Source organism: Roseovarius carneus (genome assembly GCF_020141465.1).
Classification (GTDB): Bacteria; Pseudomonadota; Alphaproteobacteria; order Rhodobacterales; family Rhodobacteraceae; genus Roseovarius; species Roseovarius carneus.
On record NZ_JAHSPD010000001.1, the window covers coordinates 2,588,599 to 2,610,948 of the forward strand.

At 61.2% G+C, this 22,350-nt stretch carries 21 protein-coding genes and 1 tRNA gene; 10 read left to right on the top strand and 12 right to left on the bottom strand.

The genetic code is table 11. The features are described from left to right. Position 1 precedes the first annotated feature (1 nt). The 7 genes from KUD11_RS12845 (at position 2) to KUD11_RS12875 (ending at position 6,261) form a co-directional block, all read left to right on the top strand. Complete coding sequence (locus tag KUD11_RS12845; RefSeq protein WP_109384317.1) at positions 2-739, top strand: SDR family NAD(P)-dependent oxidoreductase; 738 nt, start codon at positions 2-4, stop codon at positions 737-739. Continuing rightward, on the top strand, positions 739-1,677 hold the full coding sequence (locus tag KUD11_RS12850; RefSeq protein ID WP_109384316.1) for a 3-hydroxyacyl-CoA dehydrogenase NAD-binding domain-containing protein: 939 nt from the start codon (positions 739-741) through the stop codon (positions 1,675-1,677). Before KUD11_RS12845 ends, KUD11_RS12850 begins: the two co-directional genes overlap by 1 nt. Positions 1,678-1,830: 153 nt before the next feature. Then, positions 1,831-2,703 (top strand): FAD binding domain-containing protein, encoded by an 873-nt coding sequence (locus KUD11_RS12855; RefSeq protein WP_109384315.1) that lies wholly within the window; start codon positions 1,831-1,833, stop codon positions 2,701-2,703. After that, on the top strand, positions 2,700-3,176 hold the full coding sequence (locus KUD11_RS12860) for a (2Fe-2S)-binding protein (protein WP_109384314.1): 477 nt from the start codon (positions 2,700-2,702) through the stop codon (positions 3,174-3,176). The genes KUD11_RS12855 and KUD11_RS12860 overlap by 4 nt, the downstream gene beginning before the upstream one ends. Before the next feature lies 1 nt (position 3,177). Further along, complete coding sequence (locus KUD11_RS12865; RefSeq protein ID WP_109384313.1) at positions 3,178-5,421, top strand: xanthine dehydrogenase family protein molybdopterin-binding subunit; 2,244 nt, start codon at positions 3,178-3,180, stop codon at positions 5,419-5,421. Positions 5,422-5,433: 12 nt separating this feature from the next. Continuing rightward, positions 5,434-5,679 (top strand): MoaD/ThiS family protein, encoded by a 246-nt coding sequence (locus KUD11_RS12870; RefSeq protein ID WP_109384312.1) that lies wholly within the window; start codon positions 5,434-5,436, stop codon positions 5,677-5,679. Between the two features lie 204 nt (positions 5,680-5,883). Next, positions 5,884-6,261: a RidA family protein gene (locus KUD11_RS12875; protein ID WP_109384311.1), complete on the top strand. Its 378-nt coding sequence runs from the start codon at positions 5,884-5,886 to the stop codon at positions 6,259-6,261. Between the two features lie 110 nt (positions 6,262-6,371). Here the strand turns inward: KUD11_RS12875 and KUD11_RS12880 are convergent, their stop codons facing one another. The 4 genes from KUD11_RS12880 to KUD11_RS12895 all read right to left on the bottom strand — a co-directional run bounded on the left by KUD11_RS12880 (position 6,372) and on the right by KUD11_RS12895 (position 12,829). Further along, positions 6,372-8,879, bottom strand: a complete 2,508-nt coding sequence (locus tag KUD11_RS12880; protein WP_109384310.1) for a GcvT family protein — start codon at positions 8,877-8,879, stop codon at positions 6,372-6,374. 106 nt (positions 8,880-8,985) lie between these two features. After that, positions 8,986-9,678 carry a hypothetical protein gene (locus tag KUD11_RS12885; RefSeq protein ID WP_109384309.1) on the bottom strand — a complete coding sequence of 231 codons (693 nt, stop codon included), beginning with the start codon at positions 9,676-9,678 and terminating at the stop codon, positions 8,986-8,988. Between the two features lie 187 nt (positions 9,679-9,865). Continuing rightward, positions 9,866-11,686: a gamma-glutamyltransferase gene (gene ggt / locus KUD11_RS12890; RefSeq protein WP_109387817.1), complete on the bottom strand. Its 1,821-nt coding sequence runs from the start codon at positions 11,684-11,686 to the stop codon at positions 9,866-9,868. Positions 11,687-11,842: 156 nt separating this feature from the next. After that, complete coding sequence (locus KUD11_RS12895) at positions 11,843-12,829, bottom strand: 2-hydroxyacid dehydrogenase (protein WP_109384308.1); 987 nt, start codon at positions 12,827-12,829, stop codon at positions 11,843-11,845. 102 nt (positions 12,830-12,931) lie between these two features. Between KUD11_RS12895 and KUD11_RS12900 the strand changes: the two genes are divergently transcribed. Together KUD11_RS12900 and KUD11_RS12905 are read left to right on the top strand one after the other, a co-directional pair. Next, positions 12,932-13,432 carry an SH3 domain-containing protein gene (locus KUD11_RS12900; RefSeq protein ID WP_109384307.1) on the top strand — a complete coding sequence of 167 codons (501 nt, stop codon included), beginning with the start codon at positions 12,932-12,934 and terminating at the stop codon, positions 13,430-13,432. 105 nt (positions 13,433-13,537) lie between these two features. Then, positions 13,538-13,612, top strand: a tRNA-Gln gene (locus KUD11_RS12905). Between the two features lie 191 nt (positions 13,613-13,803). Here KUD11_RS12905 and KUD11_RS12910 read toward each other — a convergent pair. Both KUD11_RS12910 and KUD11_RS12915 read right to left on the bottom strand, forming a co-directional pair. Then, positions 13,804-13,992 (bottom strand): hypothetical protein, encoded by a 189-nt coding sequence (locus tag KUD11_RS12910; protein WP_146190817.1) that lies wholly within the window; start codon positions 13,990-13,992, stop codon positions 13,804-13,806. 255 nt (positions 13,993-14,247) lie between these two features. Next, entirely contained in the window at positions 14,248-14,889 is a 642-nt protein-coding gene (locus KUD11_RS12915) for a DUF3047 domain-containing protein (RefSeq protein WP_109384305.1), read from the bottom strand. 303 nt (positions 14,890-15,192) lie between these two features. Here KUD11_RS12915 and KUD11_RS12920 point away from each other — a divergent pair, with 303 nt between their 5' ends. After that, positions 15,193-15,738, top strand: coding sequence for a YaeQ family protein (locus KUD11_RS12920; protein ID WP_109384304.1), 546 nt, complete (start codon positions 15,193-15,195; stop codon positions 15,736-15,738). Between the two features lie 315 nt (positions 15,739-16,053). Here KUD11_RS12920 and KUD11_RS12925 read toward each other — a convergent pair whose 3' ends face one another. The 6 genes from KUD11_RS12925 to KUD11_RS12950 all read right to left on the bottom strand — a co-directional run bounded on the left by KUD11_RS12925 (position 16,054) and on the right by KUD11_RS12950 (position 22,283). After that, on the bottom strand, positions 16,054-17,319 hold the full coding sequence (locus tag KUD11_RS12925; RefSeq protein ID WP_109384303.1) for a M20/M25/M40 family metallo-hydrolase: 1,266 nt from the start codon (positions 17,317-17,319) through the stop codon (positions 16,054-16,056). A gap of 388 nt (positions 17,320-17,707) precedes the next feature. Further along, a complete protein-coding gene (locus KUD11_RS12930) occupies positions 17,708-18,409 on the bottom strand; it encodes an ABC transporter ATP-binding protein (RefSeq protein ID WP_109384302.1) in 702 nt (233 codons plus the stop codon). Further along, positions 18,406-19,152: an ABC transporter ATP-binding protein gene (locus tag KUD11_RS12935; protein ID WP_109384301.1), complete on the bottom strand. Its 747-nt coding sequence runs from the start codon at positions 19,150-19,152 to the stop codon at positions 18,406-18,408. Before KUD11_RS12935 ends, KUD11_RS12930 begins: the two co-directional genes overlap by 4 nt. Next, positions 19,149-20,090 carry a branched-chain amino acid ABC transporter permease gene (locus KUD11_RS12940; protein ID WP_109384300.1) on the bottom strand — a complete coding sequence of 314 codons (942 nt, stop codon included), beginning with the start codon at positions 20,088-20,090 and terminating at the stop codon, positions 19,149-19,151. The genes KUD11_RS12935 and KUD11_RS12940 overlap by 4 nt, the downstream gene beginning before the upstream one ends. Continuing rightward, entirely contained in the window at positions 20,090-21,016 is a 927-nt protein-coding gene (locus KUD11_RS12945; protein WP_109384299.1) for a branched-chain amino acid ABC transporter permease, read from the bottom strand. Before KUD11_RS12945 ends, KUD11_RS12940 begins: the two co-directional genes overlap by 1 nt. A gap of 85 nt (positions 21,017-21,101) precedes the next feature. Then, on the bottom strand, positions 21,102-22,283 hold the full coding sequence (locus KUD11_RS12950) for an ABC transporter substrate-binding protein (RefSeq protein ID WP_109384298.1): 1,182 nt from the start codon (positions 22,281-22,283) through the stop codon (positions 21,102-21,104). Positions 22,284-22,350 lie beyond the last annotated feature (67 nt).

Sequence of the window (22,350 nt, forward strand, 5' to 3'; positions counted from 1 at the left end):
AATGATATTGCAGGGAAAAACTGCGTTGATTACAGGGGGCCGCCAAGGCATCGGGCGCGGCATCGTCGAGGCATTTCTGGCCGAAGGCGCAGACGTCACGACATGTGGGCGCGGCGCACGGCCCGAGGGGCTGCCGGAGGCGGTGACATGGCACAGCGTCGATGTGGCCGATCCCGGCGATGTGGCGGAATTGGCCGACGCGGTGGGCTGGCTCGACATCCTCGTGAACAATGCGGGCGTGCAGGTGGAAAAGACGGTGATGGACAGCACCGATGCCGATTGGGACCTTGTGATGGGTGTCAATGCGCGGGGCGTGTTCAACTGTTGCCGGGCGTTTATTCCTTTCATGCCTTCAGGCGTCATACTCAACATCGGGTCCATTTCCGCACAGCATGCCGACCCGGCCATGGCGCTTTACAATGCGTCCAAGGCCTTTGTGCATGGGCTGACGCGCTCCATCGCCGTTGATCACGGACCGGGCCTACGGTGCAACGCGATCTGCCCCGGCTGGATCAATACGGGGATGTTGGAGGCGGGGTTTGATCTGGCGCGCAATCCGGGGGCCGCCCGCGCCGATGCGCTCGCCCGCCACCCCGCGCGCCGGTTCGGCGACCCTCGGGACGTGGCCGCAATGGCGGTCTGGCTGGCCTCCGATGCCGCCGGATTTGCCACGGGGCAGATGTTCACCGTCGATGGCGGCATGACGGCCGCCTCACCGATCAATCCGGGGCTGTTCTGATGGAGGTCACCCATACAGCGATCCTTGGCGCGGGCGTGATCGGCGCAAGCTGGGCTGCGCTCTTTCTCGCCTCGGGGCGCAGCGTGTCCGTCTACGACCCATCACCGGGGGCCGAGGCGGCGGCACGGGCCTATATCGAGCTCGCATGGCCCACGCTCACGCAGCTTGGCCTGACCACGCGCGGTGATCCGGGGCGGATCACATTCCACGACAACGCGAAGATTGCTATGGAAAGCGCTGATTTTGTACAAGAAAACGTGCCTGAGTGGCTACCTGTAAAACATGCACTCTTTGCCGAGATTTCTCCCGCGCTCAGCCCGCATGCGATTGTCGCAAGCTCCGCCTCCGGCCTCACGCTGAGCCAGATGCAGGCGGGCTGCCCTGATCCCGCGCGCCTTATCCTTGGCCATCCATTCAACCCGCCGCATCTCATCCCGCTGGTTGAGGTGATGGGCAACGACCGCACCGCGCCGGGCGTGATCGAGACCGCCGAAGCCTTCTACACAGATATTGGCAAGACCACGATCCGCGTGCAGCGCGAGGTTCCGGGTCATGTGGCCAACCGCCTTCAGGCCGCCGTGTGGCGCGAGGCGATCCATCTGGTGCAAACGGGTGTGGCCACGGTCGCGGATGTGGACCGCGCGATGAGCGCGGGGCCCGGCCTGAGGTGGGCGGCGATGGGGCCGACAACCTTGTTTTCCTTGGGCGCAGGGCCCGGCGGGATGCAGGCATTTTGCGATCATTTCCGGGACACGTTCAACGGATGGTGGGACGATCTGGGCCAGCCCTATCTCGATGACGCCACGATCAAGATGATCGTGGAGGGGGCTGCCGAGGCCGCAGAGGGCGAGGATCATGCCGCTTTATGCGCCCGGCGCGATGCGATGATCGCGGCGATGCAGGGCGCTTTGAGGGACTTGCGCGCGGCGAAACCGTAGCTTTTGCGCCCAAATGCGGCGCATGGCACCGCCGCAGCCGGAAACATGATCAAATTATGACCTATGCCCGTTTACAGTGGCGAAAAACCCGGTAGGTTACGCTATATAAAAAAGACAATTCGAGCCAGGGAAACCTGCAAGGGAGAACCAGCGATGCAATATATGAAACCGCAAACCGCCGCCGAGGCGGCGACGCTTCTGGCCCAAAATGCTGGAGCGGCCCGCGTTTTGGCCGGGGGGACAGACCTGCTGGTACAAATGAAATCGGGCATGATCGAGCCGCAGATGATCGTCGATATCAAGCATATGGCCGAGGTGCGCGAGATCGCCGAGGAAGATGGCGGGCTGCGCATCGGCGCGGGCGTCTCTGGTCAGCAACTGGGCGAACACGCAGGCGCTGTTGCCATGTGGCCCGGCGTTGTGGAGGCCGTTGAGCTTATCGGCTCCACCCAAGTGCAGGGACGCTGCACCATGGTCGGCAATATGTGCAACGGCTCCCCCGCCGCTGATAGCGTGCCCGCGATGATGGCCGCGGGTGCTGTGGCCCGGATCGCGGGGCCAAATGGCGTACGCGACTTGGCCGTGGAAGAGTTTCCCCTTGGCCCCGGCAAGATCGCACTGGAGGTGGGTGAGTTTGTCACCTCCGTGTTCCTGCCTGCGCGTCCCAAAGGCGCGTCGGACGCGTATCTGCGTTTCATTCCGCGCACCGAAATGGACATCGCCGTGGCCAATGCCGGGGTGAATATCGCGTTGGCCGCAGATGGCACCATCAAGGCCGCGCGCATAGCCATCGGCGCGGTTGGCCCCAAGGTGCGGCTGGTGGAAGAGGCCGCAGCGGCCATCATCGGCACCAAGCTTGAGCCGGAGGCAGAGGCCGCCATGGTCGCCGCCGCCCGCGCGGCGGCAAGCCCGATCAGCGACAAACGCGGCACGGTCGAGTTCCGCATTCAGGTGGTTGGGGTTCTCGTCAGACGCGCGGCGCATATCGCCATGGCACGTGCCAAAAAAGCCGGAGAAAACACATGAAAAACATACATGTATCGACCAAAGTGAATGGCGATGAGATGGAATTCATCTGCCCGCCCGACGAGACGCTGCTGGACGCGCTGCGCGGCCGGATGGGCCTGAGCGGCGCCAAGGAAGGCTGCGGCACCGGCGATTGCGGGGCGTGCACCGTTGTGATGGACGGGCGCGTCGTCGCCTCCTGCCTCGTGCTGGGGGCCGAGGCTGACGGGGCCGAGATCACCACAGTCGAGGGCATGAGCACCGGCGACACGCTGCATCCGCTGCAACAAAGCTTCATCGACAATGCCGCCCTGCAATGCGGCATTTGCACCCCCGGTATCCTCGTGGCGGCGCAGAACCTTCTGGAGCGCAACCCCGACCCGAGCGAGACCGAGATCCGCTATTGGCTCGCGGGTAATCTGTGCCGCTGCACGGGCTATGACAAAATCATCAAGGCTGTGCAGATCGCAGCCGCAGAAATGAGAGGGGCATGACATGAACTTCATCTCCAAGACAAAGGCCGATTTCAAAGTTGTCGGCACACGTGTCCCCCGCCCTGACGGCGTGGACAAGGTTACGGGCCGCGCGATGTATGGCGCCGATATCACCGTGCCCGGCATGTTGACCGGGCTTGTCCTGCGCAGCCCGCATGCCCACGCGACCATCGACAAGATCGACGCATCCAAAGCGCTTGCCCTTCCGGGTGTGAAAGCGGTCGTGACCTGCGATGATCTGGGTGTGCCCGAGGATGCATCTCTGCGCGATGTGCAGGATAACTGCCTTGCGCGCGGCAAGGTGCTCTATCACGGCCACGCGGTCGCGGGCATTGCCGCCATCGACATGGCGACGGCCAAAAAGGCGCTCAAGCTGATCGAGGTGAGCTACACGCCCCTGCCCCACGTCACGGATGTGGATGCGGCGATGGCCGACGGCGCGCCGGTGGTGCAGGAGGGCCGCGCGGATGAAAGCGTGCCCGCAGGCAGCCATCCCAACGTCACCACGATGCAGGAATTTGGCCATGGCGATCTCGACGCAGGCTTTGCCAAGGCCGACAAAATCATCAGCCGTAGTTTCAAGACCGCCGCCACCCATCAGGGCTATATCGAGCCGCATGCCTGCCTTGCCTCGGTCGGCACGGATGGTAAGGCGGACCTGTGGTGCTGCACCCAAGGTCAGTATTTTGTGCGCGAACTCTGTGCCGGGATAATGGGCATGGCCACAAGCCAGCTGCGCGTCACGGCCTCGGAAATCGGCGGTGGGTTTGGCGGTAAAACCACCGTATTCATCGAGCCTGTTGCGCTGGCGCTGAGCCGCAAGACAGGCCGCCCGGTGAAGATCGTGATGACCCGCGAGGATGTATTCCGCGCCACGGGGCCGACCTGTTCGTCCTCCATCGACGTGAAAATCGGCATGACAAATGAGGGCCGGATCACCGCCGCCGATGCGCAATTGCGCTATCAGGGCGGCGCGTTTCCATGCGAGACGGTCAGCATGGGCGCACAATCGGCCTTTGCCGCCTATGATCTGGACGCGGTGCGCACCCAAGGCTGGAACGTACTGACCAACCGCCCCAAGGAGGCCGCCTACCGCGCGCCCGGAGCGCCAATGGCGATTTTCGCCGTCGAGAGCGTGGTCGATGAGCTTTGCCAAGAGCTGGGTCTTGATCCGCTGAAAACCCGGCTGCTGAATGCCGCCGATGCGGGCACCAAGAGTTCTTATGGCCCCACGTTTGACCAGATCGGCCTCAAGGCAACGCTTCAGGCCGCGCTGGAGCATGACCATTACCGCGCGCCTCTGGGCGAGAACCAAGGGCGCGGCATCAGCTGCGGCTTCTGGTTCAACTTTGGCGGCAACACATGCGTGTCGCTGAACCTCAACTTCGACGGCACTGTGGGCATCACCGAGGGCAATCCCGATATCGGCGGTTCGCGCGCGGCGATCTCCATGATGGCCGCCGAAGAGCTTGGCATCCCTTACGAGAAGGTCCGCACCATCGTGGCCGATACCAACAGCCTCGGCCATAATGACGTGACCGATGGCTCGCGCGTTACTTTTGCCGTGGGTCTGGCCACCATTGAAGCCGCGCGGGCCGCGATCCGCGTGATGTGCGAACGCGCGGCGAAAGTCTGGGGGATCGACCCCGATGCCGTGGTCTGGGAGGATGGCTGTGCCAAACCCTCCGGCCCCAACGCGGGCGCGTTTGATCCGATGAGCATTGAAGAAATTGCCGCAAGTGCTTCGGATACGGGCGGGCCAATTGCGGGTCACTATGAGGTCAACGCCGAGGGCGCGGGTGTCAGCTTTGGCGTGCATATCGCCGATCTGGAGGTGGACCCGGAGACGGGCCACACCCAAGTGCTGCGCTACACCGTGTTCCAGGATGCGGGTAAGGCCGTGCACCCCGATTATGTCGAAGGACAGATGCAGGGCGGCGCGGTGCAGGGCATCGGCTGGGCGCTCAACGAAGAGTATATCTATGGCGAGGATGGCCGTCTGGAGAATGCGGGTTTCCTTGATTACCGGGTCCCCGTGGCATCGGACCTGCCAAGCATTGACACAGTGATTTTGGAGATCCCCAATCCCGGCCACCCCTACGGCGTGCGCGGTGTTGGCGAGACGCCAATCGTGCCGCCGCTCGCGGCACTGGCCAATGCGGCCAGCCGCGCCATTGGGGCGCGGATGACCGAGCTGCCCATGTCGCCGCCCAAGCTGCTCGCCGCGATAATGGCCAAGGGCTGAGAGGGCGCGGGCATGGTGCAGGTCGTATTGACCGGCGCCATGCGCGCGCTTGCCGGCGGGGTTGAGACCGTCGAAATCGAGGCGAGCACCTTCAAGGAGGTGCTTGACGGCCTGCGCGCCGCCCACCCTGCCCTCGCCCCGGTGATCGACCGGGGCGTGTCTCTTGCAGTGGACGGGCTTGTCTATCGCAACTCTTGGTTCACGCCAGTGAAGCCCGACAGCGAGGTTGTCGTGATGCCCTATATGAAGGGTGGGTGATGCAGCTATGTCCCTATGTGCCTGAGATATGCGCTTTTGCACCCACACTTCGATCTTCTAAAGCGGGGCATGTAACCGACGTTCTTTAACGTGCAGCCAAGGTTCAGCTTTTACACAAACAGTGTGTTACTGAGTAGATTGAGCGCACTGCACGCGGCGTTTCACATTGAATACAAACGCATTTAACTTAAAGGACATTCAAGAATGGCCAAACGCTTTATCATCGACGTTCCCGGCGTTCCAAGATCACCTTCGCCTATTTCCAATGCCGTTGTGGTCGGCGATACATGCCATATCTCCGGGCAATTGGCGGTATATGACGATGGGTATCGTGCCGGGACGGCGCGGCAAGAGGCAGAGCGCGCCTTTGATCTAGTCTTTGCTATTGCAAAGGAAGCGGGCTTTGAGCGGACCGACATAGTTTATGTTGATTTGGCCTTTTCAGACCTGAACGAGCTTCCAGAGGTCAATGAGCTTTACGGCGAACTTTTCGATCCTCGGCCAGCCCGCACCATATACCAAGCCGCCAAACTGCCATTTGGAGCCAAGGTGAAAATTCAGGCGATCGCGATGCGAGGATGAATCGTAAGAAAGCCCTTGTTGGGCGGTGATCATTCGGTGTCCAAGTCAGCTGCTACGCTTTGTGAGTTTTAGAAACAAAAACGCCCACTCCCCGAAGACGGGCTACACCCTCACCCATCCTTGCGGATCACCTCGTTTTTCGGATCATAGGGGCTGTCTTCGGTCACGGTCGCGTCCCAAAGCTGGTCCATGATCTTGACCTTCAGCACATTGCCCGGCACCACCAGTTCGGGCCGGATATAGCCCATGCCGATGCTCTTGCCGAACACCACCGAATAACCGCCAGATGTCAGCCGCCCAACACGCTCGCCGCCCGCCGTATAAAGCACTTCACGGCCCCATGGATCGGCACCCTCAGGCCCGTCGATCAAGAAAGTGCAGCATTTCACCCGCATGCCTGTTTCCTCAAGCGCCGCCTTGCCGTGGAAGTCCTTGCCCAGATCGACAAAACGCGGCAGATCGGCCTCCAGAGGCGTGGCGTCCCGGCCAAGCTCATTGCCGAATGCGCGGTAGGATTTCTCCTGCCGGAGCCAGTTTTGCGCCCGCGCCCCCACCAGCTTTAGCCCATGCGGCTTGCCCGCCTCCTCCAGTAGGTCAAAGAGATAGTTCTGCATCTCCATCGGGTGATGCAGCTCCCACCCAAGCTCGCCGGTATAGGCCACGCGGATCGCGTTCACAGGGCACATGCCCAGCTCGATGGGCTTTGCGCTGAGCCACGGGAAGCGTTTGTTGCTGAGCGCCGTGGCGGGGTCCGCATCCTTGATCACAGCATTCAGCACATCGCGTGATTTCGGCCCTGCGATGGCGAAAACGCCCCATTGCGTGGTCACGTCCTGAATTTCGATATAGCCAAACTCAGCCGCTTTATCCTCAACCGCCTTGCGCAGGAAATCGGCGTCATACTCAGTCCACGCACCGGCAGAGACGAGGTAATAGTGATCCTCGCCCAGCCGCACGATGGTGTATTCCGTGCGCGTGGTGCCATGCGCGGTCAGCGCGTAGGTCAGATTGATCCGGCCCACGCGGGGCAGCTTGTTACAGGTGAACCAATCGAGAAACGCAGTCGCGCCCGGTCCCTTGACCACATGTTTGGTGAAGGTCGTGGCGTCGATCAAGCCAACGCCGTGCCGAACCGCCTCGGCCTCCGCCTTCGCGTGCTCCCACCAGCCGCCCCGGCGAAAGCTGCGCGCGTCATGGTCGAAACTTTCCGGCGCATCCAGAGGCCCGAAATAATTGGGCCGCTCCCAGCCATTCACCCAGCCGAATTGCGCGCCACGCGCCTTTTGGCGGTCATAAGCGGGCGCGGTGCGCAGGGGACGGCAGGCGGGCCGCTCCTCATCGGGGTGATGCAAGACATAGACGTGGTCGTAGCATTCCTCGTTCTTGCGCGCGGCAAACTCGGTGGTCATCCACGACTGGCTGTAGCGTTTGGGATCAAGCGAAGCCATGTCGATCTCAGCCTCTCCCTCCACCATCAGCTGCGCGAGGTAATACCCCGTGCCGCCTGCCGCCGTGATGCCGAAGCTAAAGCCCTCGGCCACCCACATATTGCGCAGGCCAGGGGCCGGACCGACCAGCGGATTGCCATCGGGCGTATAACAAATCGGCCCGTTGAAATCATCCTTGAGACCCACCTCCTCCGACGACGGCAGTCGGTGGATCATCGACATATATTCTTCCTCGATCCGCTCCAGATCGAGGGGGAAGAGGTCGGCGCGGAAGCTGTCCGGTACGCCGAATTCAAACCGCGCGGGCGCGCCCTGCTCATAAGGGCCGAGGATCCAGCCACCGCGCTCTTCGCGCACATACCATTTGGCGTCCGCATCGCGCAAAACGGGATGCTCCGCGCCGCCCTGCTGGCGGTAGGCCACAAGCGCGGGGTCAGGCTCAGTCACGATAAACTGATGCTCCACGGGGATGGCGGGCACCTTGATCCCGAGCATCTTGGCCGTGCGCTGCGCGTGGTTGCCCGACGCCGTGACGACATGCTCGGCGGAGATCACGATCTGCTCGTCCGAAGGGATCAGGTTGCCGCCCTTCTCCACCATCTTGGTGCAGGTGACATCCCAGTGATCGCCCTTCCACGCAAACCCGTCCGCCTGCCATTTGCGCTCGATAATAGCCCCATGCTGACGTGCGCCCTTGGCCATCGCCATGGTCACATCGGCGGGGTTAATGTAGCCATCGGTGGGGTGATAGATCGCGCCGACCAGATCCTCGGTGCGCACCAGCGGCCAACGCTCCTTGATCTGCGCAGGGCTCATCCACGCGTAAGGCACATCGCAGGTCTCGGCGGTGGAGGCGTAGAGCATATACTCATCCATCCGCGCCTGGCTCTGCGCCATGCGTAGGTTGCCCACCACGGAAAACCCCGCGTTGAGCCCGGTCTCCGCCTCAAGCGCCTTATAAAAATCGACCGAGTATTTGTGGATATGGGTGGTGGCGTAGGACATGTTGAACAAAGGCAAAAGCCCCGCCGCATGCCATGTGGAGCCCGAAGTCAGCTCATCACGTTCCAAAAGCATCACATCGTCCCAGCCCGCCTTCGCGAGATGATAGGCAATCGACGTGCCGACGGCACCACCGCCGACGACAAGGGCTTTGACTTGGGTTTTCATGGGATGCGCGCTCCGGCTGGGCATAACTCTTGGCCCGTTCTATCACGGCCACAAATCGCGGTGCAGCCCAGCCGACCAAAGGCCGCACAAAACCGACCTGCTGCGTTTATTCCCCCCTCAGCGCGGCATCGAGACCCGCCAAAGGGAAATAAGGCGCAAGGATGCCGCGCAACTCGGCCCGGCGGGGGTTTTGCGGATCATAGAGCGCATGGCACAGGTAATCCTCCAAAAGGGCCGCCTGCTGCTCGTAGCCAAAATCGAGAAAAGTTCCCTCCTCACCCGGCACGTAAAAGTAAGGATCCATCATCACAATGCTCTCGAAGGCCGCGCGCGCCGGGCGGTATCCGGTCAGCTTGCGGTTTTGCCATTGCCAGACATGGACAAGCTCATGCGCAAAGATAAGCGCTTGCGGGAAAAGCGCACCCTCAGGCCAGCCCTCGGACATATCGGTGCGGTAGAGCCCCTCGATAAAATGCATGCGGTTATAAATGGCCCAAGCCGGCGGCGGGCCCGTGGAGGCCTGCGGCGCGGTGCGCGCGCAAAGGCCCGGACGCAGGCCGTCGCTGAGCGAGATAGGCGCGGCGCCGGTGGTCATCTCCGGCGGTGGGGAGAGGCCCAGCCCTTGGGTGACCCGCACCGCATCGGTGTCGAGCGTGGAGCCGAAAATATCCTGCGCCATCCGCGTCTCACCGTCGGTCAGCGGCCGTGCGCAGGCCGCAAGAAGCCCGACAAGGCACAACAAGGCCAAAGTGATCAGCCGCACATGCAAAGCCCCCTTCGCTTTCTCATAGCGCAGCATTGCGCGGATCGTGGCAAAGGGAAAGGGCTGCGCCTATTCAGTGACGCACCAAAACGTGCCGCTTGGGGAGCGGCTTCTCTTTGCCTTTGAGTAATCCAGAAATCTTGTGGTCCATGCATGATATATAGCAGGGAAATAACTTCATATTTTTGAGCGTTTGCTACCTAGTACCGCAGGTTTGCGGCCACTATTGCCCCAGCGCCAGCCCCTCACGGCGCGGATCAGCGCCCCCCGTCAGCCCATCCCGCACCGCGATTGCGTGCAGGCCCGAGTTGAGATCGCGCATATCGACGGCAAAGCCCATCTCCCTGAGCGGGCTAGCTAGAAGCTCCGCAGCCGTGCCCGCCTCCAGATCATAGGTGCCGAAACGATTGACGAGATGCGGCATGGACACCGCCGCCTGCACATCAAGTCCCCAGTCGAGATGAGCGATGATCGTCTTGGCCACGTAAGGGATGATCCGGCTGCCGCCCGGGCTGCCGATGATCAGACGCGGCGCGCCATCCTTGAGGACAATCGTGGGGGCCATCGACGAGCGTGGCCGCTTGCCCGGCTCCACCCGGTTGGCGATCGGCACACCGCCACGATGGCTGCGAAAGGAGAAATCCGTAAGCTCGTTATTGAGCAAGAAGCCACCCGCCATCAGCCGCGCACCAAACGCGTTCTCGATCGTGGTGGTCATCGACAGGGCGTTGCCATAGCTGTCGACGATGGAGATATGCGAGGTCGACGGCAGCTCGCGCCCATCATCATCGGCAAGTTTGAGCGCGTGATCGAACTCAGGGCTTCCGGGCTCCACCTCCGGCAGCGCCGTGTCGCGGTCCAGAAGCTGCGCGCGCTGGCCCAGATAGCCCTGCGCCAAAAGACCCTGAACAGGGACAGGCACAAAATCGCTATCGGCGATGTAGCGGCCCCTATCGGCGAAGGCGAGGCGTGAGGCATCCCCGATCAACCGCCACGCCTCGGCGCTCTCAGGCCCCATCGCGGCCAGATCAAAGCCCTCCAGAAGGCCCAAGGTCTGTCCCACGCTGATCGCGCCCGACGATGGCGGGCCCATCCCGCAGACCTCATGATCGCGGTAAGGCGCGCAGACAGCCGGGCGTGCCTTGACCGCATAGAGCGCCATATCCGCAGCACTCAGAAGGCCCGGATTGCCCTCGGCGGTTTGCACGGCTTGCACGATCTGACGGGCGATTTCGCCTGTGTAAAATGGCTCGGCCCCGTCCTTGGCAAATGCCTCAAGTGACGCGGCATAGGCCGGGTTGACCAAAATTTGTCCCGCCTCAAGCGGCGCCCCGCCGGGCAGGAAATAGTCCCTTGTCGCGGCATAACGGCTGAGGCTTTCGGCGTTTTGCCGGATCGACGATGCCATGCGTGGGGAGACCACAAAGCCCTTCTCAGCATGCCAAAGCGCCTCAGTAAACAGACTTCTCCACTCCGCACGGCCCCAGCGCCGATGCGCCTCCTCCAGCAATTTAGGCGTGCCCGGCACACCCACCGAACGCCCACCGATCACCGCATCGAAAAACCCCAAAGGCTCGCCTTCGGCATCCAGAAAGAGGCGCGGTGTGGCGGCCAGCGGCGCGGTTTCGCGCCCGTCCAACGTGGTGAGCGCGCGCGTCTCCGCATCCCACCAGACCAAAAAGGCCCCGCCACCAAGGCCAGAGCTTTGCGGCTCTACCAGTCCAAGGACAAGCTGCACCGCGACCATCGCATCGGCGGCCGTCCCACCCGAGGCAAGAACCCGCGCGCCCGCCTCCGAGGCGAGCGGGTTGGCGGCGACAACCATCCAGTCCCGCGCACGCACAGGCGGCTCGGCACCGGGCGGGACATCGGCTGAAGGCAAGGGACTGGTGACGATCTCTGGCGCTGGTTCCGTGCGCCCTTCCGGCGCGCTTTCCGTGCGCGCCTCCGGCGCGACATCATCAGCCACCTCTTGCGCCAGCCCCGGCGCGGCCCCAAACCCAAGAGAGATACACACCAACCACGCCGCAAAACTCCGCGTCATGAACATCTCCTTATCTACGTCTCTGTCCCCCGAACCCGTTCCCCTAGAGCGTATCGCGTCTAACTGGATTCAAGTATTCATCGGGCCGGGCGAGGCAGCGCTTGCGAAGCATAACGCGTTCGCTCGGTCCGGTGAATTCAATTGACGCGACACGCTTTAGAGCATTGCAGGCACCACCAGATCCGGTGGGCGGTGACCGTCGTCAAATGTCTTGATGTTGAGCAGAACTTTCTCGCCCATCTCAAGACGCCCCTCCTGAGTGGCCGAGGCCATATGCGGCAAGAGCACGACATTGCGCAACTCACGCAGGCGCGGATTGGCCTCAGCGCCATGCTCATAAACGTCCAGTCCCGCGCCCGCGATCTCGCCCGCGCGCAGCATCCGTGTGAGCGCGTTCTGGTCGATCACTTCTCCGCGCGAGGTGTTCACGATCACCGCGTCCGGTTTCATAAGACGTAGCCGCCGGGCGTTCATCAAATGGAACGTCGAGGGCGTATGCGGGCAATTCACGCTGATCACATCCATCCGCGCGACCATCTGATCAAGGCTCTCCCAATAGCGCGCGCCGAGCGCCTCTTCCGTCTCGGGGCGCAGGCGTTTGCGGTTATGATAGTGAATGTCCATGCCAAACGCGCGCGCGCGCAGCGCCACCGCCTGCCCCACCCGGCCAAGCCCGAGGATACCAAGCCGCCGCCCGGAAACCCGCCCGCCCAGAAGCGCCGTGGGCGACCAGCCATCCCATTTGCCCTCCTGCATCAGGCTCAGCCCCTCGGGGATACGCCGCAGCACAGACAGGATCAGCGCCATCGTCATATCCGCCGTATCCTCGGCCGAGACGCCGGGCGTGTTGGAGACCAAAATCCCCCGCTGACGCGCCGTGGCGACATCGATGTGATCCACGCCTGCGCCGTAATTCGCAATCAGCTTCAGCCGCTCCCCCGCCTGCCCGATCAGCCCCGCATCAATCCTGTCGCCAAGACTGGAGACCACGACATCCGCCTCTTGCAACGCCGCGCCAAGCTCCGCGCGGTCCATTTGCGCATCATCTTCCGACAGGCGCACATCAAACAGCTCCGACAAACGCGCCTCAACCGGCGCGGGCAAGCGTCGCGTTACGACAACACTCAAGCGTTGCTTTGCCACTTCGGCTCTCCTCCTGCTTTCCAACGGCCTCTCTTGCTGGCAGAGTGGCGCAGGAATGGACGGGGCACAAGAACCCCGCGCAAGTTACGGGCACTTTCAACGATGAAACCTCTCGCCACATCGCTCTTGGCGCTGGCCCTTATGCTGGTGCTCCCTGCAAGCCTCGCCGCAGAAGAGCGCGGCTCGGTCACCAATTTGCCGATCCCGCGATATGTCTCCATGAAGGCCTCTGAGGCCAATGTGCGGCGCGGGCCCTCGCGTACCCACCGGATCGACTGGATATTCAAACGGCGCGACACGCCCCTTCTCATCACCGCAGAACATGGCCATTGGCGCCGCATTCAGGACCGTGACGGCGCGGGCGGATGGATGCACTATACGCTGCTGTCCGGTGTGCGCACCGTGATCGTCGAGACCGACATGCTTGAGATGCGCGCTCAGCCACAGCCCGATGCCCAGCCCGTGGCGCAGCTTGAACTGGGCGTGATCGCCCGCATCGAGGAATGCGACGAGACATGGTGCCGCCTGCGCGCCGCCACGCACCGTGGGTGGGTTGAAAAGCAGCACCTATGGGGCGTCGCACCAGGTGAGATCGTGGACTGATTGCGTGAGCATGCGCCGCAAATGTGAGGCCATTTAACCCAGGGCAGTTTTTTGAAAACCGGGCTTGCGCCCCTGCCGCTTGCGGACTATTTAACGGCCCACAGTTGGGATGTAGCCAAGTGGTAAGGCATCTGTTTTTGGTACAGAGTACCGTAGGTTCGAATCCTACCATCCCAGCCATTTTTCAAGACACAGTTAAGAGATACGGAATCTTGTCTGGGCTGCAAGCTTAGGCGTGTTGTCTTTGTGTGGAGGTCTAAAGGGTTGGCTCAAAGCTAGGTAGTGGGTCAGTTTCTTCGCCAGTTGCAATCCTGCCGATCATTACGGCAAGGCCGATGGCGTCGGCGGGCCGCTTCTCGCCCTTTGGTCCTTTATGCATCGTCTTGCATCTCATCATATTGGCGGATCAATTCTTTTAAAAAATCAATCGTAGCGAAGACTCCATCGCGCTTAGAGGCTACTAGTGCAGGATCAGTTTGCCGCTCTATGTCCTGCCACTGGACTTTGATGCCATCGAGGTGACATTCAATCTCAATAGCTAATTTCTCTTTTTCGGTCATAACTTGGCCCTCACGCTTTGAGCTAAGCATAACATAGGATCAGGCCGGACAAGATTCAAATTTCAGACTGAGACACTACCCAAAGCTAAGCAGTACAACAACCATACCGACACAGCCTTGTGATGCAATCACATTGGACAAAGGGCCGTAGTGCCAGCCCAATGCTTGAGACGTAAAGTGACCCCAGAAAACTGGACCGTGCGTTAAGGTGTATCCAGCCCTTTTGGAAGGACACGAGAATGACAAAGCGCCGGGTTATTGCAGCCGTAGATTCCCAATCGCCGCCCGAATAACGCTGTCTGTGTCGTCGCTATCGCCTGATACGGCCAAGCCAACAAGCGCACCCTTCTCGCCCCCGAAAGCGCGTGCGTAATCCGCTGCAAGATCAACGCGTTCATTGTGGGACCCGGTCCCGGCTTGCCGCAAGGCAATGGTCACACCCTGGCCGGGCGGACCGTAGGGGGATTGTATGATCTGCCCCTTGCTATGGTTTCCGCCCCAAGCGTATTGGATCACCCGCACGTCCTCATTTCCCAAAAGGCTGCGGATATTGGCCCCTTTAAGATCCGGCGCAATGCGTTCTGGCACGAACACGAAATAAAGCGAAACATTCCGGTCATCTCCGCCCTTTTGCGCAAGGCTGGTCATCGGGACCGATTGCTCAACTGTCCAACTCCATGAGGCGCCGGTGCGGGTCCAATCTTCCTCTCCCACGCGGGTCCACGCGATTGAGACCGACCCTTCGGACACCATGCTGAGATTGGAGCCGAACACGTAATCATTTGAGCTAAACAGAGACAAACGCTGTTCGCGCCAGCCCTCAGAAAAACTAATTGGCCCCGCCCAAGCAGCGGTTGTTGCGGCGACGAACACCGAAGATAAAAGGGCAATGCGCATTGGTGGCTCCTGTGAATTATCCTATCTAAAATAGCATTTGCCCGCCCGAAACAAATGGGCGTATCACCGACATAACGCGATTGTCATGCGCGCAGTGCAAGCGGCACGATGCCCGGCTTTTACGACGCCGGCTCACCAGCGCGCATGCGTGTGTTGGCTTGATCCAGACCCGCCATCCCACACCATTAAAGTCAGACAAGTTGACCAAACCTGCTTGCCCCAGTTATTCGCGCCCTCTTTATCTACTTTCACACGGTCATCCGACGCAGTAGGTGTTCAATCTTTGAGGTGTTGGGGCAAATCATGGCGCAAAAAGCTACCATATATAAAGTTGAACTTTCAGTCTCCGACATGGATCGTCACTATTACGAAACCCATAAACTGACGGTTGCCAAGCATCCCTCAGAGACGGATGAGCGGCTGATGGTGCGCATTGTGGCTTTTGCGCTTAACGCCCATGAGCATCTGGAAATGACCAAGGGGATTTCGACAGATGACGAACCGGATATCTGGCAAAAAAGCCTGAGCGGCGAGCTTGATGTGTGGGTGGCCCTCGGCCTTCCCAGCGAGAAGGTAATCCGCCAATCCTGCGGCAAAGCCGACAGGGTGATTGTCTACCCTTACGGCGGCAGGACGGCCTATATGTGGTGGGACAAGATTAAAAACAGCACCACCCGTTTTGATAATCTTCAGGTGATAAACTTTTCCGAAACCGACACCGCTAAACTGGAAAAACTGGCAAGCCGCACCATGAAGCTTCAGATCAACATTCAGGACGGCGAGGTCATGGTCAGCGTCGGCGACAGCATCGTTTACGTGACCCCGGTGAAATGGAAGGCTGCTACGTAAGTCACGGATATCTGCTGCAAGAACGCTGGATTGCGGAGGTGCAGCCCCCCGCAATCTCGGCGTGGGTGTCGGCGACAATGACTTTATCGCCAAGTCAGACGGTCAGCTCCGCGCCACAGGGCAATATTTCGTAGGCGTGGGCGATGGACGCCGGGAAAGATCAGGCTTGTTTGAGTTGGCAGTCGCATTTGACCCCGAGGGCGGATCATTGTCGATCTGACGATCGAAATCGCCCGCACGGGCCTGCGCTGACACGCGCAGAGGTCGGTGCAGGTCCGTCCCGTCCAAGCTGACGTTATCTTGAAGACGTGCTGCTTATGCGCCGGGCCGTGAGAGATAGTCCCAAGCCGACAGGGCATGGGTGCGCACAACATGCAGGAACTCCTCGATCTCGACATGTTCGTCATGCGACCCCATGCCGTGCGGATACGGGCCATAGACATAGGCGGGAACCCCAGCATGCCGCCACAGGCGCGCGTCGGTGCCACCAAGGCTGACAATCGGCGACGGACGGGGGCGGCCAAACGCCTCCACATTGTCTTGCAATATCCCGACCATCTCATGGTGCGGATCGCACCACGAGGGCGCGTCCCCACCAATCACCTCCCACTCGACACCCGGATGGCGCTGCGCAATTTCTTCGATCAGCGGCAGCAGGTCCGTCTTGTCCATCCCCAGAGGCAGCCGCAGATCAGCGGTAAAGCGGCAGTCCGAGGGGATCATGTTTGCCTTCGCGCCGCCATTCATCAGCCCAATGTTCAGCGTCACGCGCGACACCAGATCGCCCGCACCCTTGCCCATCATACGGTCCATCATGCCCCGCCCGGCCTCAATGGCGCTGGCAACGTTGTCTGATACCGTGCCTTCCAATTCCGTCAGCTCTTCGAGGTCGCGCGCGACGGCCATGGCGATCTTGGTCGCACTTTCGGTGATATGCACATAGGCCCCATGTGCGCCCTTGGCCTTGACGGTAAATTCCACCCATAGCGGGCCACGCTCACCAAAGCGGATGGATTCGGGGCCTCCCGGCTCCCCGTTCAAAAGGCAATCACCATGCAGTTCGGGGTGGTGCTCCATCAGGTATCGCGCGCCCCAAGGGCCGAAGGTTTCCTCATCCGACACGCATGTCAGCGTCAGCCGCCCTTTGATCTGCTCACGCAGCCGATAGAGTAGACAATAGGTGACAATGGAGGCCGTCGTGCCCGGCTTCATGTCGCAGGCCCCACGACCAAAGATGCGCCCCTCATTGATATCGCCCGCCCATGGATCATGCGTCCATCCAGCGTGGCCTTCGGCCACCGGAAAGACGTCCATATGGCCATTCAGCACCAGATGCCGGCCGGGCGATCCACCATCGAAAGCCGCGACAATATTGGGCATTTCAGGATGGGGATTGATCACCCGGTGCTCTATCTCCGCCGCATTCAGATAGTTTTTGACCACCTCTGCGACGTCGAGCGTGTTGCCCGGCGGATTGGGCGACGGTGCGCACAAGAGCGCCTGTAACAGCGCGATGATCTCCTCGCGCTCATTGTCCAGCCAAGACAGGATCGCCTGCCGCCCACTCTCATGAGTATCCATGTCGACATGCCTCCTCGCGGGCCTCTGTCCGGTTGGGTCGCATCAGGGACCCTGATCCGATATCCCATACCTGAACCGCGATTTTGACAGGTTGCCGCCCAGTTGTGCAATAATCAAGCGCTCTTGGGCGCGCCGTGCCAATGTCTGCGCATCTGGCCCACGAGGAGGGCGCGATTTTTAGCCTCGGCGGTGGAACTGCACGGCTGCCGGTCTGATCAGCGCATGTCTGTACATCCCTGTCGAGCCAGTTGCGGGCGCTTTTGGCCGCGCGCACCTACACGGGAACGGGCGTGAAAAAGCTTTAAAGCCTGAGAAAATCCGAAGGGCTACGCCAGATCGAGCGCTTCACGCGATGCTATGGCGTGTTGGATCATGCGCAGTTGGCCTCTCAGAGGTGCAAAAACTGCTCAACATGGGCCTGCTGGGCGCTGAACTCCGCAGCACAGCCCTTCCAGACGATCTCACCCTTTTCGATCACGAAATACCGATCCGAAATGCGCGCAAGCTCGTCTAGGTTCTTGTCGATCAAGAGGATCGACAGGCCATCCTCCTTGAGACGCGCAAGCATGCCCCAAATCTCTTCGCGGATCAGCGGGGCAAGGCCTTCGGTCGCCTCATCAAGGATCAAAAGGCGTGGGTTTGTCATCAGCGCACGGCCAATGGCCAGCATCTGCTGCTCCCCGCCCGAAAGCTGAAAGCCGTAGGTGCCCTTGCGCTCGGCCAAGCGCGGGAAGGCATCATAGATGCGCGCCTCGGTCCAGCCATCCGCCTCCGGACGTGCAGTGGCGCGCAAGTTCTCGCTGACCGTGAGGGACGGAAAAATGCGCCGGCCTTCGGGGACAAGGCCGACGCCCGCTTGGGCCACTTTATAGGGCGGGGCGGCTGTTATGTCGGTGCCGTCGATCTCAATGCGTCCGGCGGAGGGCGCAAGCAAGCCCATGAGGCAGCGGATGGTCGTCGTCTTGCCCATCCCGTTGCGGCCCATGAGGGTGGTGACCTGCCCCTTGGTCACATCCATCCCGACCCCGAAAAGCACGGTTGTGTTGCCATAGCCTGCGCGCAAATCCTTGATGGTGACAAGCGCGCTCATGCGGCCCCCTCGCCCAGATAGGCCGCGCGCGCATTGCTGTCCGCGCGCACGGCGTCGGGCGTGCCGCGCGCAATAATAGCGCCATCGACCAGCACAGAGACGGTATCAGCCAACTGAAAGATCACATCCATGTCATGCTCGACCAGCAGCATGGGAAGACTGCCACGCAAGCCCCTCAGGAGCGTCACGAGAGCGGCGCCTTCGGTGCGGCCAAGCCCCGCCATCGGCTCATCCAGCAGCAAAAATTTGGGGCGTGCGGCCAGCGCTATGGCAAGCTCCAACAGCCGCAACTCCCCATGCGAGAGGTCAGCGGCGGGAATATGGGCGCGATCCGCGAGGCCCACCTGCGTCAGCGCGGCCAGCGCGGTGTCGTTGAGCGCCGTCTCGCGCGCGGCGTCACGGAAAAACCGCAGGCTGGAGCCGGATTTGGCCTGTGCCGCGATGGCGGCGTTTTCGAGCACCGTAAAGCTGGGCAGGACGGAGGTGATCTGAAACGTGCGGCCAAGACCCGCCTGCACGCGCTCAGACACGCTGAGCGCGGAGATATCGCGCCCCTCCAGCAGTATCTCGCCCGCATCGGCGCGCAACACGCCCGAAATCTGGTGGATCAGCGTTGTCTTGCCTGCGCCATTTGGCCCGATCAGCGCATGACATTCCTGCGCCCCCACGCTCAGCGATATATCGCGGCTCACGGCCAGCGCGCCGAAGCTCTTGCTCAGGTTGCGGATCTCAAGCGTGTTCATGTGGCGCGGCCCCGGCGCGGTTCCAGAAGGTCGCTCAGCCCGCCGCGGGCATAGAGCACCATGAGCACCAGAAGCGGGCCGTAGATGAGCCGCCATTCATGGAGGAAGGAGCCCAGAACCTCCTCCACCACCACGATGAAGAACGCGCCTAATATGGCCCCGTTGCGCGAGGCAAGCCCGCCGAGAACCACCACCACGATGAGATCACCCGAGCGTTGCCACGCGGCGAGCGAGGGGCTGACGAACTCGGCATGTTGCACCAGGAGAAGCCCTGATACCCCCGCGATCATCGCCGCGATCACATAGGCAATGAGGCGGTAGCGCGCGACCGGGAAGCCCATCACCTCGGCCCGCTCGGGGTTGTCGCGGGCCGCACGCAACACACGGCCAAAGCGCGCGCGGCTCATCGCCCAGACACCCCACCACGTCGCAAACATCACGCCCAGCACCACGAAGTAAAGCCCGCCGCCATTCTGCACCACATCGCTGCCGAACAGCGTGGCGAGCGACCAGAGCGTCAGCCCGTCATCCCCGCCATAGGACGCAAGAGAGGTGAGGGTGAAATAGATCATCTGCCCAAACGCCAACGTGATCATCAGGAAATAGACCCCGCTCGTGCGCAGCGCGAGCACACCCGTCACCAGCGCCACCAGCCCGGTGATGCCCAAGGTGATTGCCAGCAAGACAAGGATATTCTCGATCCCGTTTTCCAGCCCGATTGCGGCGGAATAGGCCCCTACCCCAACAAACGCCGCATGGCCAAGGCTGACCATCCCGCCATGCCCAATCAAAAGATCCAACGAAATCGCGGCAATCGCCAAGAGCATCGCCTTGATGATCAGGCCCAGAAGATAGCCCTCGCCAATAAGCGGCAGCACAAAAGGTGCCGCCAGCAAAAGGCCAAAGATCACGCCCGCGACAAGGCTCGCGCGCTCCATCACGCCACACCTTTGGCGGGCAACAACCCTTTGGGCCGCACCACGAGGATCGCCGCCATGAGGATGTAGATCAGCATGGAGGCCAGCGCCGGGCCGACCTGATTGGCAAAGGACGGATCGAACACGAACGACAAGACCATCGTGGCAAGGCTGCGCCCCAGCGTGTCAATGAGGCCCACAAGAAGCGCCGCGACGAACGCGCCGCCGATGGAGCCGATGCCGCCAATGATGATCACCACAAAGGCCACGATGAGGATATTGTCGCCCATCCCCGGCTCAATCGCAAAGATCGGCGCGGCGATCACGCCCGCAAACCCCGCCAGCATCGCGCCCACGCCAAAGACGATCATGAAGAGCCGCTTGATATCCACGCCCAGCGCCGAGACCATATCGGGCGTGGTGGCGCCCGCCCGGATCAACATGCCGATGCGGGTGTAGCTCACGATAACGAAAAGCCCCAGCGCCACGGCGAGCCCAGCCACGATGGTGACAAGCCGGTAGACCGGGTAGCGCAGTGTCTCGGTCAATTGAATAGAGCCGGACAGAAACTCAGGCGGCGCGATGGAGAGCGTGGCGGGGCCGAAAAGGACCTTGGCCAGCTCGTTGAGGAAGATGATGATGCCGAACGTGGCCAGAACCTGATCCAGATGGCTGCGCGCGTAGAGATGCCGGAACACCAGATATTCCAGCAAAAGCCCGATGATCAGCGCCGTGACCAGCGACAAGATCACCGCCAGACCGAAACTGCCGGTGAGGTCCGCGAAAGCGAAGACCAGATAAGCCCCGACCATATATTGCACGCCATGTGCAAGATTGATGAAGCCCATAACGCCAAACACAAGCGTCAGCCCCGCCGCAATCAAAAAGAGCAGCATCCCGTATTGAAGCCCGTTCAGGCACAGGATCAGGAAAAGCGTCATCGACATGGGGGGCGCATACTTTCTGGCAGCACGTTTGGCAACAAAAAGGCCCGCACCAACTTGGGCGCGGGCCTTTCAAAAGGGTCTGTGCTTACATCTCGCAATCTTGGTGGAAGCTGTCCGCGTAATCCTCGGCAATGGTGCGCACGAAGGAGGTGTGGAACTGCCCGTCATCGCGCTTGACCACTTGGAGCATATGGAAATCCTGCACCGGGTAGTGGTTGTTGTTGAACGCAAAATCACCACGCACGGACGTAAAATCCGCCGCCTTGATCGCCGCGCGCACTGCGTCCTTATCGCTCAGATCGCCGCCATTGGCCGCAACCGCGCTGTCGATCAGGTTGGCCGTGTCATAGGCCTGCATCGCGTAGGAGCCGGGGACGTAGCCGTATTTCGCCTCAAACGCCGTCACAAACGCTGTGTTGGCATCATTGGCCACATCAGGCGCCCATGTGCCTGCGGCGAGAAAGCCGACTGCGGCGTCTTTTTGGCCCGGCAGCGTTGTCTCATCCGTGGTGAAGACGGACATGAACTTCATGCTATCCGACAGGCCCGCATTGGAGAACTGATTGACCAACCGCACACCCATGCCACCGGGCATGAAGGTGAAGATCGCATCTGCACCCGAGGTGGAGATGCGCGCAAGCTCAGCCGAGAAATCCTGATGGCCCAGAGGGGTGAAGACCTCATCGGTCACGCTGCCTTCAAAGGTTTGCTTGAAGCCTTCCATGTTGTCGCGCCCCGCTTGGTAGTTGGGCACCATGGTAAAGACGTTCTCGAACCCTTCGGCATTGGCGATCATGCCGCTGACTTCGGCGTTTTGGTTGTTCTGATAAGATGTGACGAAGAAATATGGGCTGCAATTTTGCCCCGCGAAGGTTGAGGGGCCAGCATTGGGGCTGATCAGGAATGTCTCGGACTGCACGATCGGTTTGAACACCGCCGCGAGCATATTGGAGAAAACAGTGCCAACAACGAAATCAACCTCGTCGCGCTCCACCAATGAGGTGGCCTTCAGGAGTGCCACATCAGGTTTCAGCTCATCATCCTCGACGATCAGCTCGACCGATTGCCCGCCCAGCATCCCGTCTTTTTGATCCAGCGCCAGTTGGAAGCCATCCACGATCTGCTGACCCAATGCGGCGGGCGGGCCGGAGAGTGTCACGATCATGCCGATTTTCAGGTCTTCGGCCAAAGCCGCCGTGCTCATACCTGCGCCCATCGCCGCGCTGAGCATCAGCCCCGCCGTGGTGCGTGTCAGGGTCTTTTTCATTTCCGTCTCTCCCTATTGTCTCCCCCCGTTTTGGCCGGGGGTGATGTTGCGAGCAGCACTTTGGCCG

Coding starts and splice junctions, on each gene's coding strand:
- ggt (WP_109387817.1), bottom strand. CDS start 11,686: ATGACGCGGAGTTTTGCGGCGTGGTTGGTGTGTATCTCTCTTGGGTTT.
- KUD11_RS12850 (WP_109384316.1), top strand. CDS start 739: ATGGAGGTCACCCATACAGCGATCCTTGGCGCGGGCGTGATCGGCGCA.
- KUD11_RS12940 (WP_109384300.1), bottom strand. CDS start 20,090: ATGGAGCGCGCGAGCCTTGTCGCGGGCGTGATCTTTGGCCTTTTGCTG.
- KUD11_RS12945 (WP_109384299.1), bottom strand. CDS start 21,016: ATGTCGATGACGCTTTTCCTGATCCTGTGCCTGAACGGGCTTCAATAC.
- KUD11_RS12900 (WP_109384307.1), top strand. CDS start 12,932: ATGAAACCTCTCGCCACATCGCTCTTGGCGCTGGCCCTTATGCTGGTG.
- KUD11_RS12915 (WP_109384305.1), bottom strand. CDS start 14,889: ATGCGCATTGCCCTTTTATCTTCGGTGTTCGTCGCCGCAACAACCGCT.
- KUD11_RS12885 (WP_109384309.1), bottom strand. CDS start 9,678: ATGCTGCGCTATGAGAAAGCGAAGGGGGCTTTGCATGTGCGGCTGATC.
- KUD11_RS12880 (WP_109384310.1), bottom strand. CDS start 8,879: ATGAAAACCCAAGTCAAAGCCCTTGTCGTCGGCGGTGGTGCCGTCGGC.
- KUD11_RS12855 (WP_109384315.1), top strand. CDS start 1,831: ATGCAATATATGAAACCGCAAACCGCCGCCGAGGCGGCGACGCTTCTG.
- KUD11_RS12925 (WP_109384303.1), bottom strand. CDS start 17,319: ATGGATACTCATGAGAGTGGGCGGCAGGCGATCCTGTCTTGGCTGGAC.
- KUD11_RS12930 (WP_109384302.1), bottom strand. CDS start 18,409: ATGAGCGCGCTTGTCACCATCAAGGATTTGCGCGCAGGCTATGGCAAC.
- KUD11_RS12875 (WP_109384311.1), top strand. CDS start 5,884: ATGGCCAAACGCTTTATCATCGACGTTCCCGGCGTTCCAAGATCACCT.
- KUD11_RS12910 (WP_146190817.1), bottom strand. CDS start 13,992: ATGACCGAAAAAGAGAAATTAGCTATTGAGATTGAATGTCACCTCGAT.
- KUD11_RS12870 (WP_109384312.1), top strand. CDS start 5,434: ATGGTGCAGGTCGTATTGACCGGCGCCATGCGCGCGCTTGCCGGCGGG.
- KUD11_RS12845 (WP_109384317.1), top strand. CDS start 2: ATGATATTGCAGGGAAAAACTGCGTTGATTACAGGGGGCCGCCAAGGC.
- KUD11_RS12860 (WP_109384314.1), top strand. CDS start 2,700: ATGAAAAACATACATGTATCGACCAAAGTGAATGGCGATGAGATGGAA.
- KUD11_RS12920 (WP_109384304.1), top strand. CDS start 15,193: ATGGCGCAAAAAGCTACCATATATAAAGTTGAACTTTCAGTCTCCGAC.
- KUD11_RS12865 (WP_109384313.1), top strand. CDS start 3,178: ATGAACTTCATCTCCAAGACAAAGGCCGATTTCAAAGTTGTCGGCACA.
- KUD11_RS12935 (WP_109384301.1), bottom strand. CDS start 19,152: ATGAACACGCTTGAGATCCGCAACCTGAGCAAGAGCTTCGGCGCGCTG.
- KUD11_RS12950 (WP_109384298.1), bottom strand. CDS start 22,283: ATGAAAAAGACCCTGACACGCACCACGGCGGGGCTGATGCTCAGCGCG.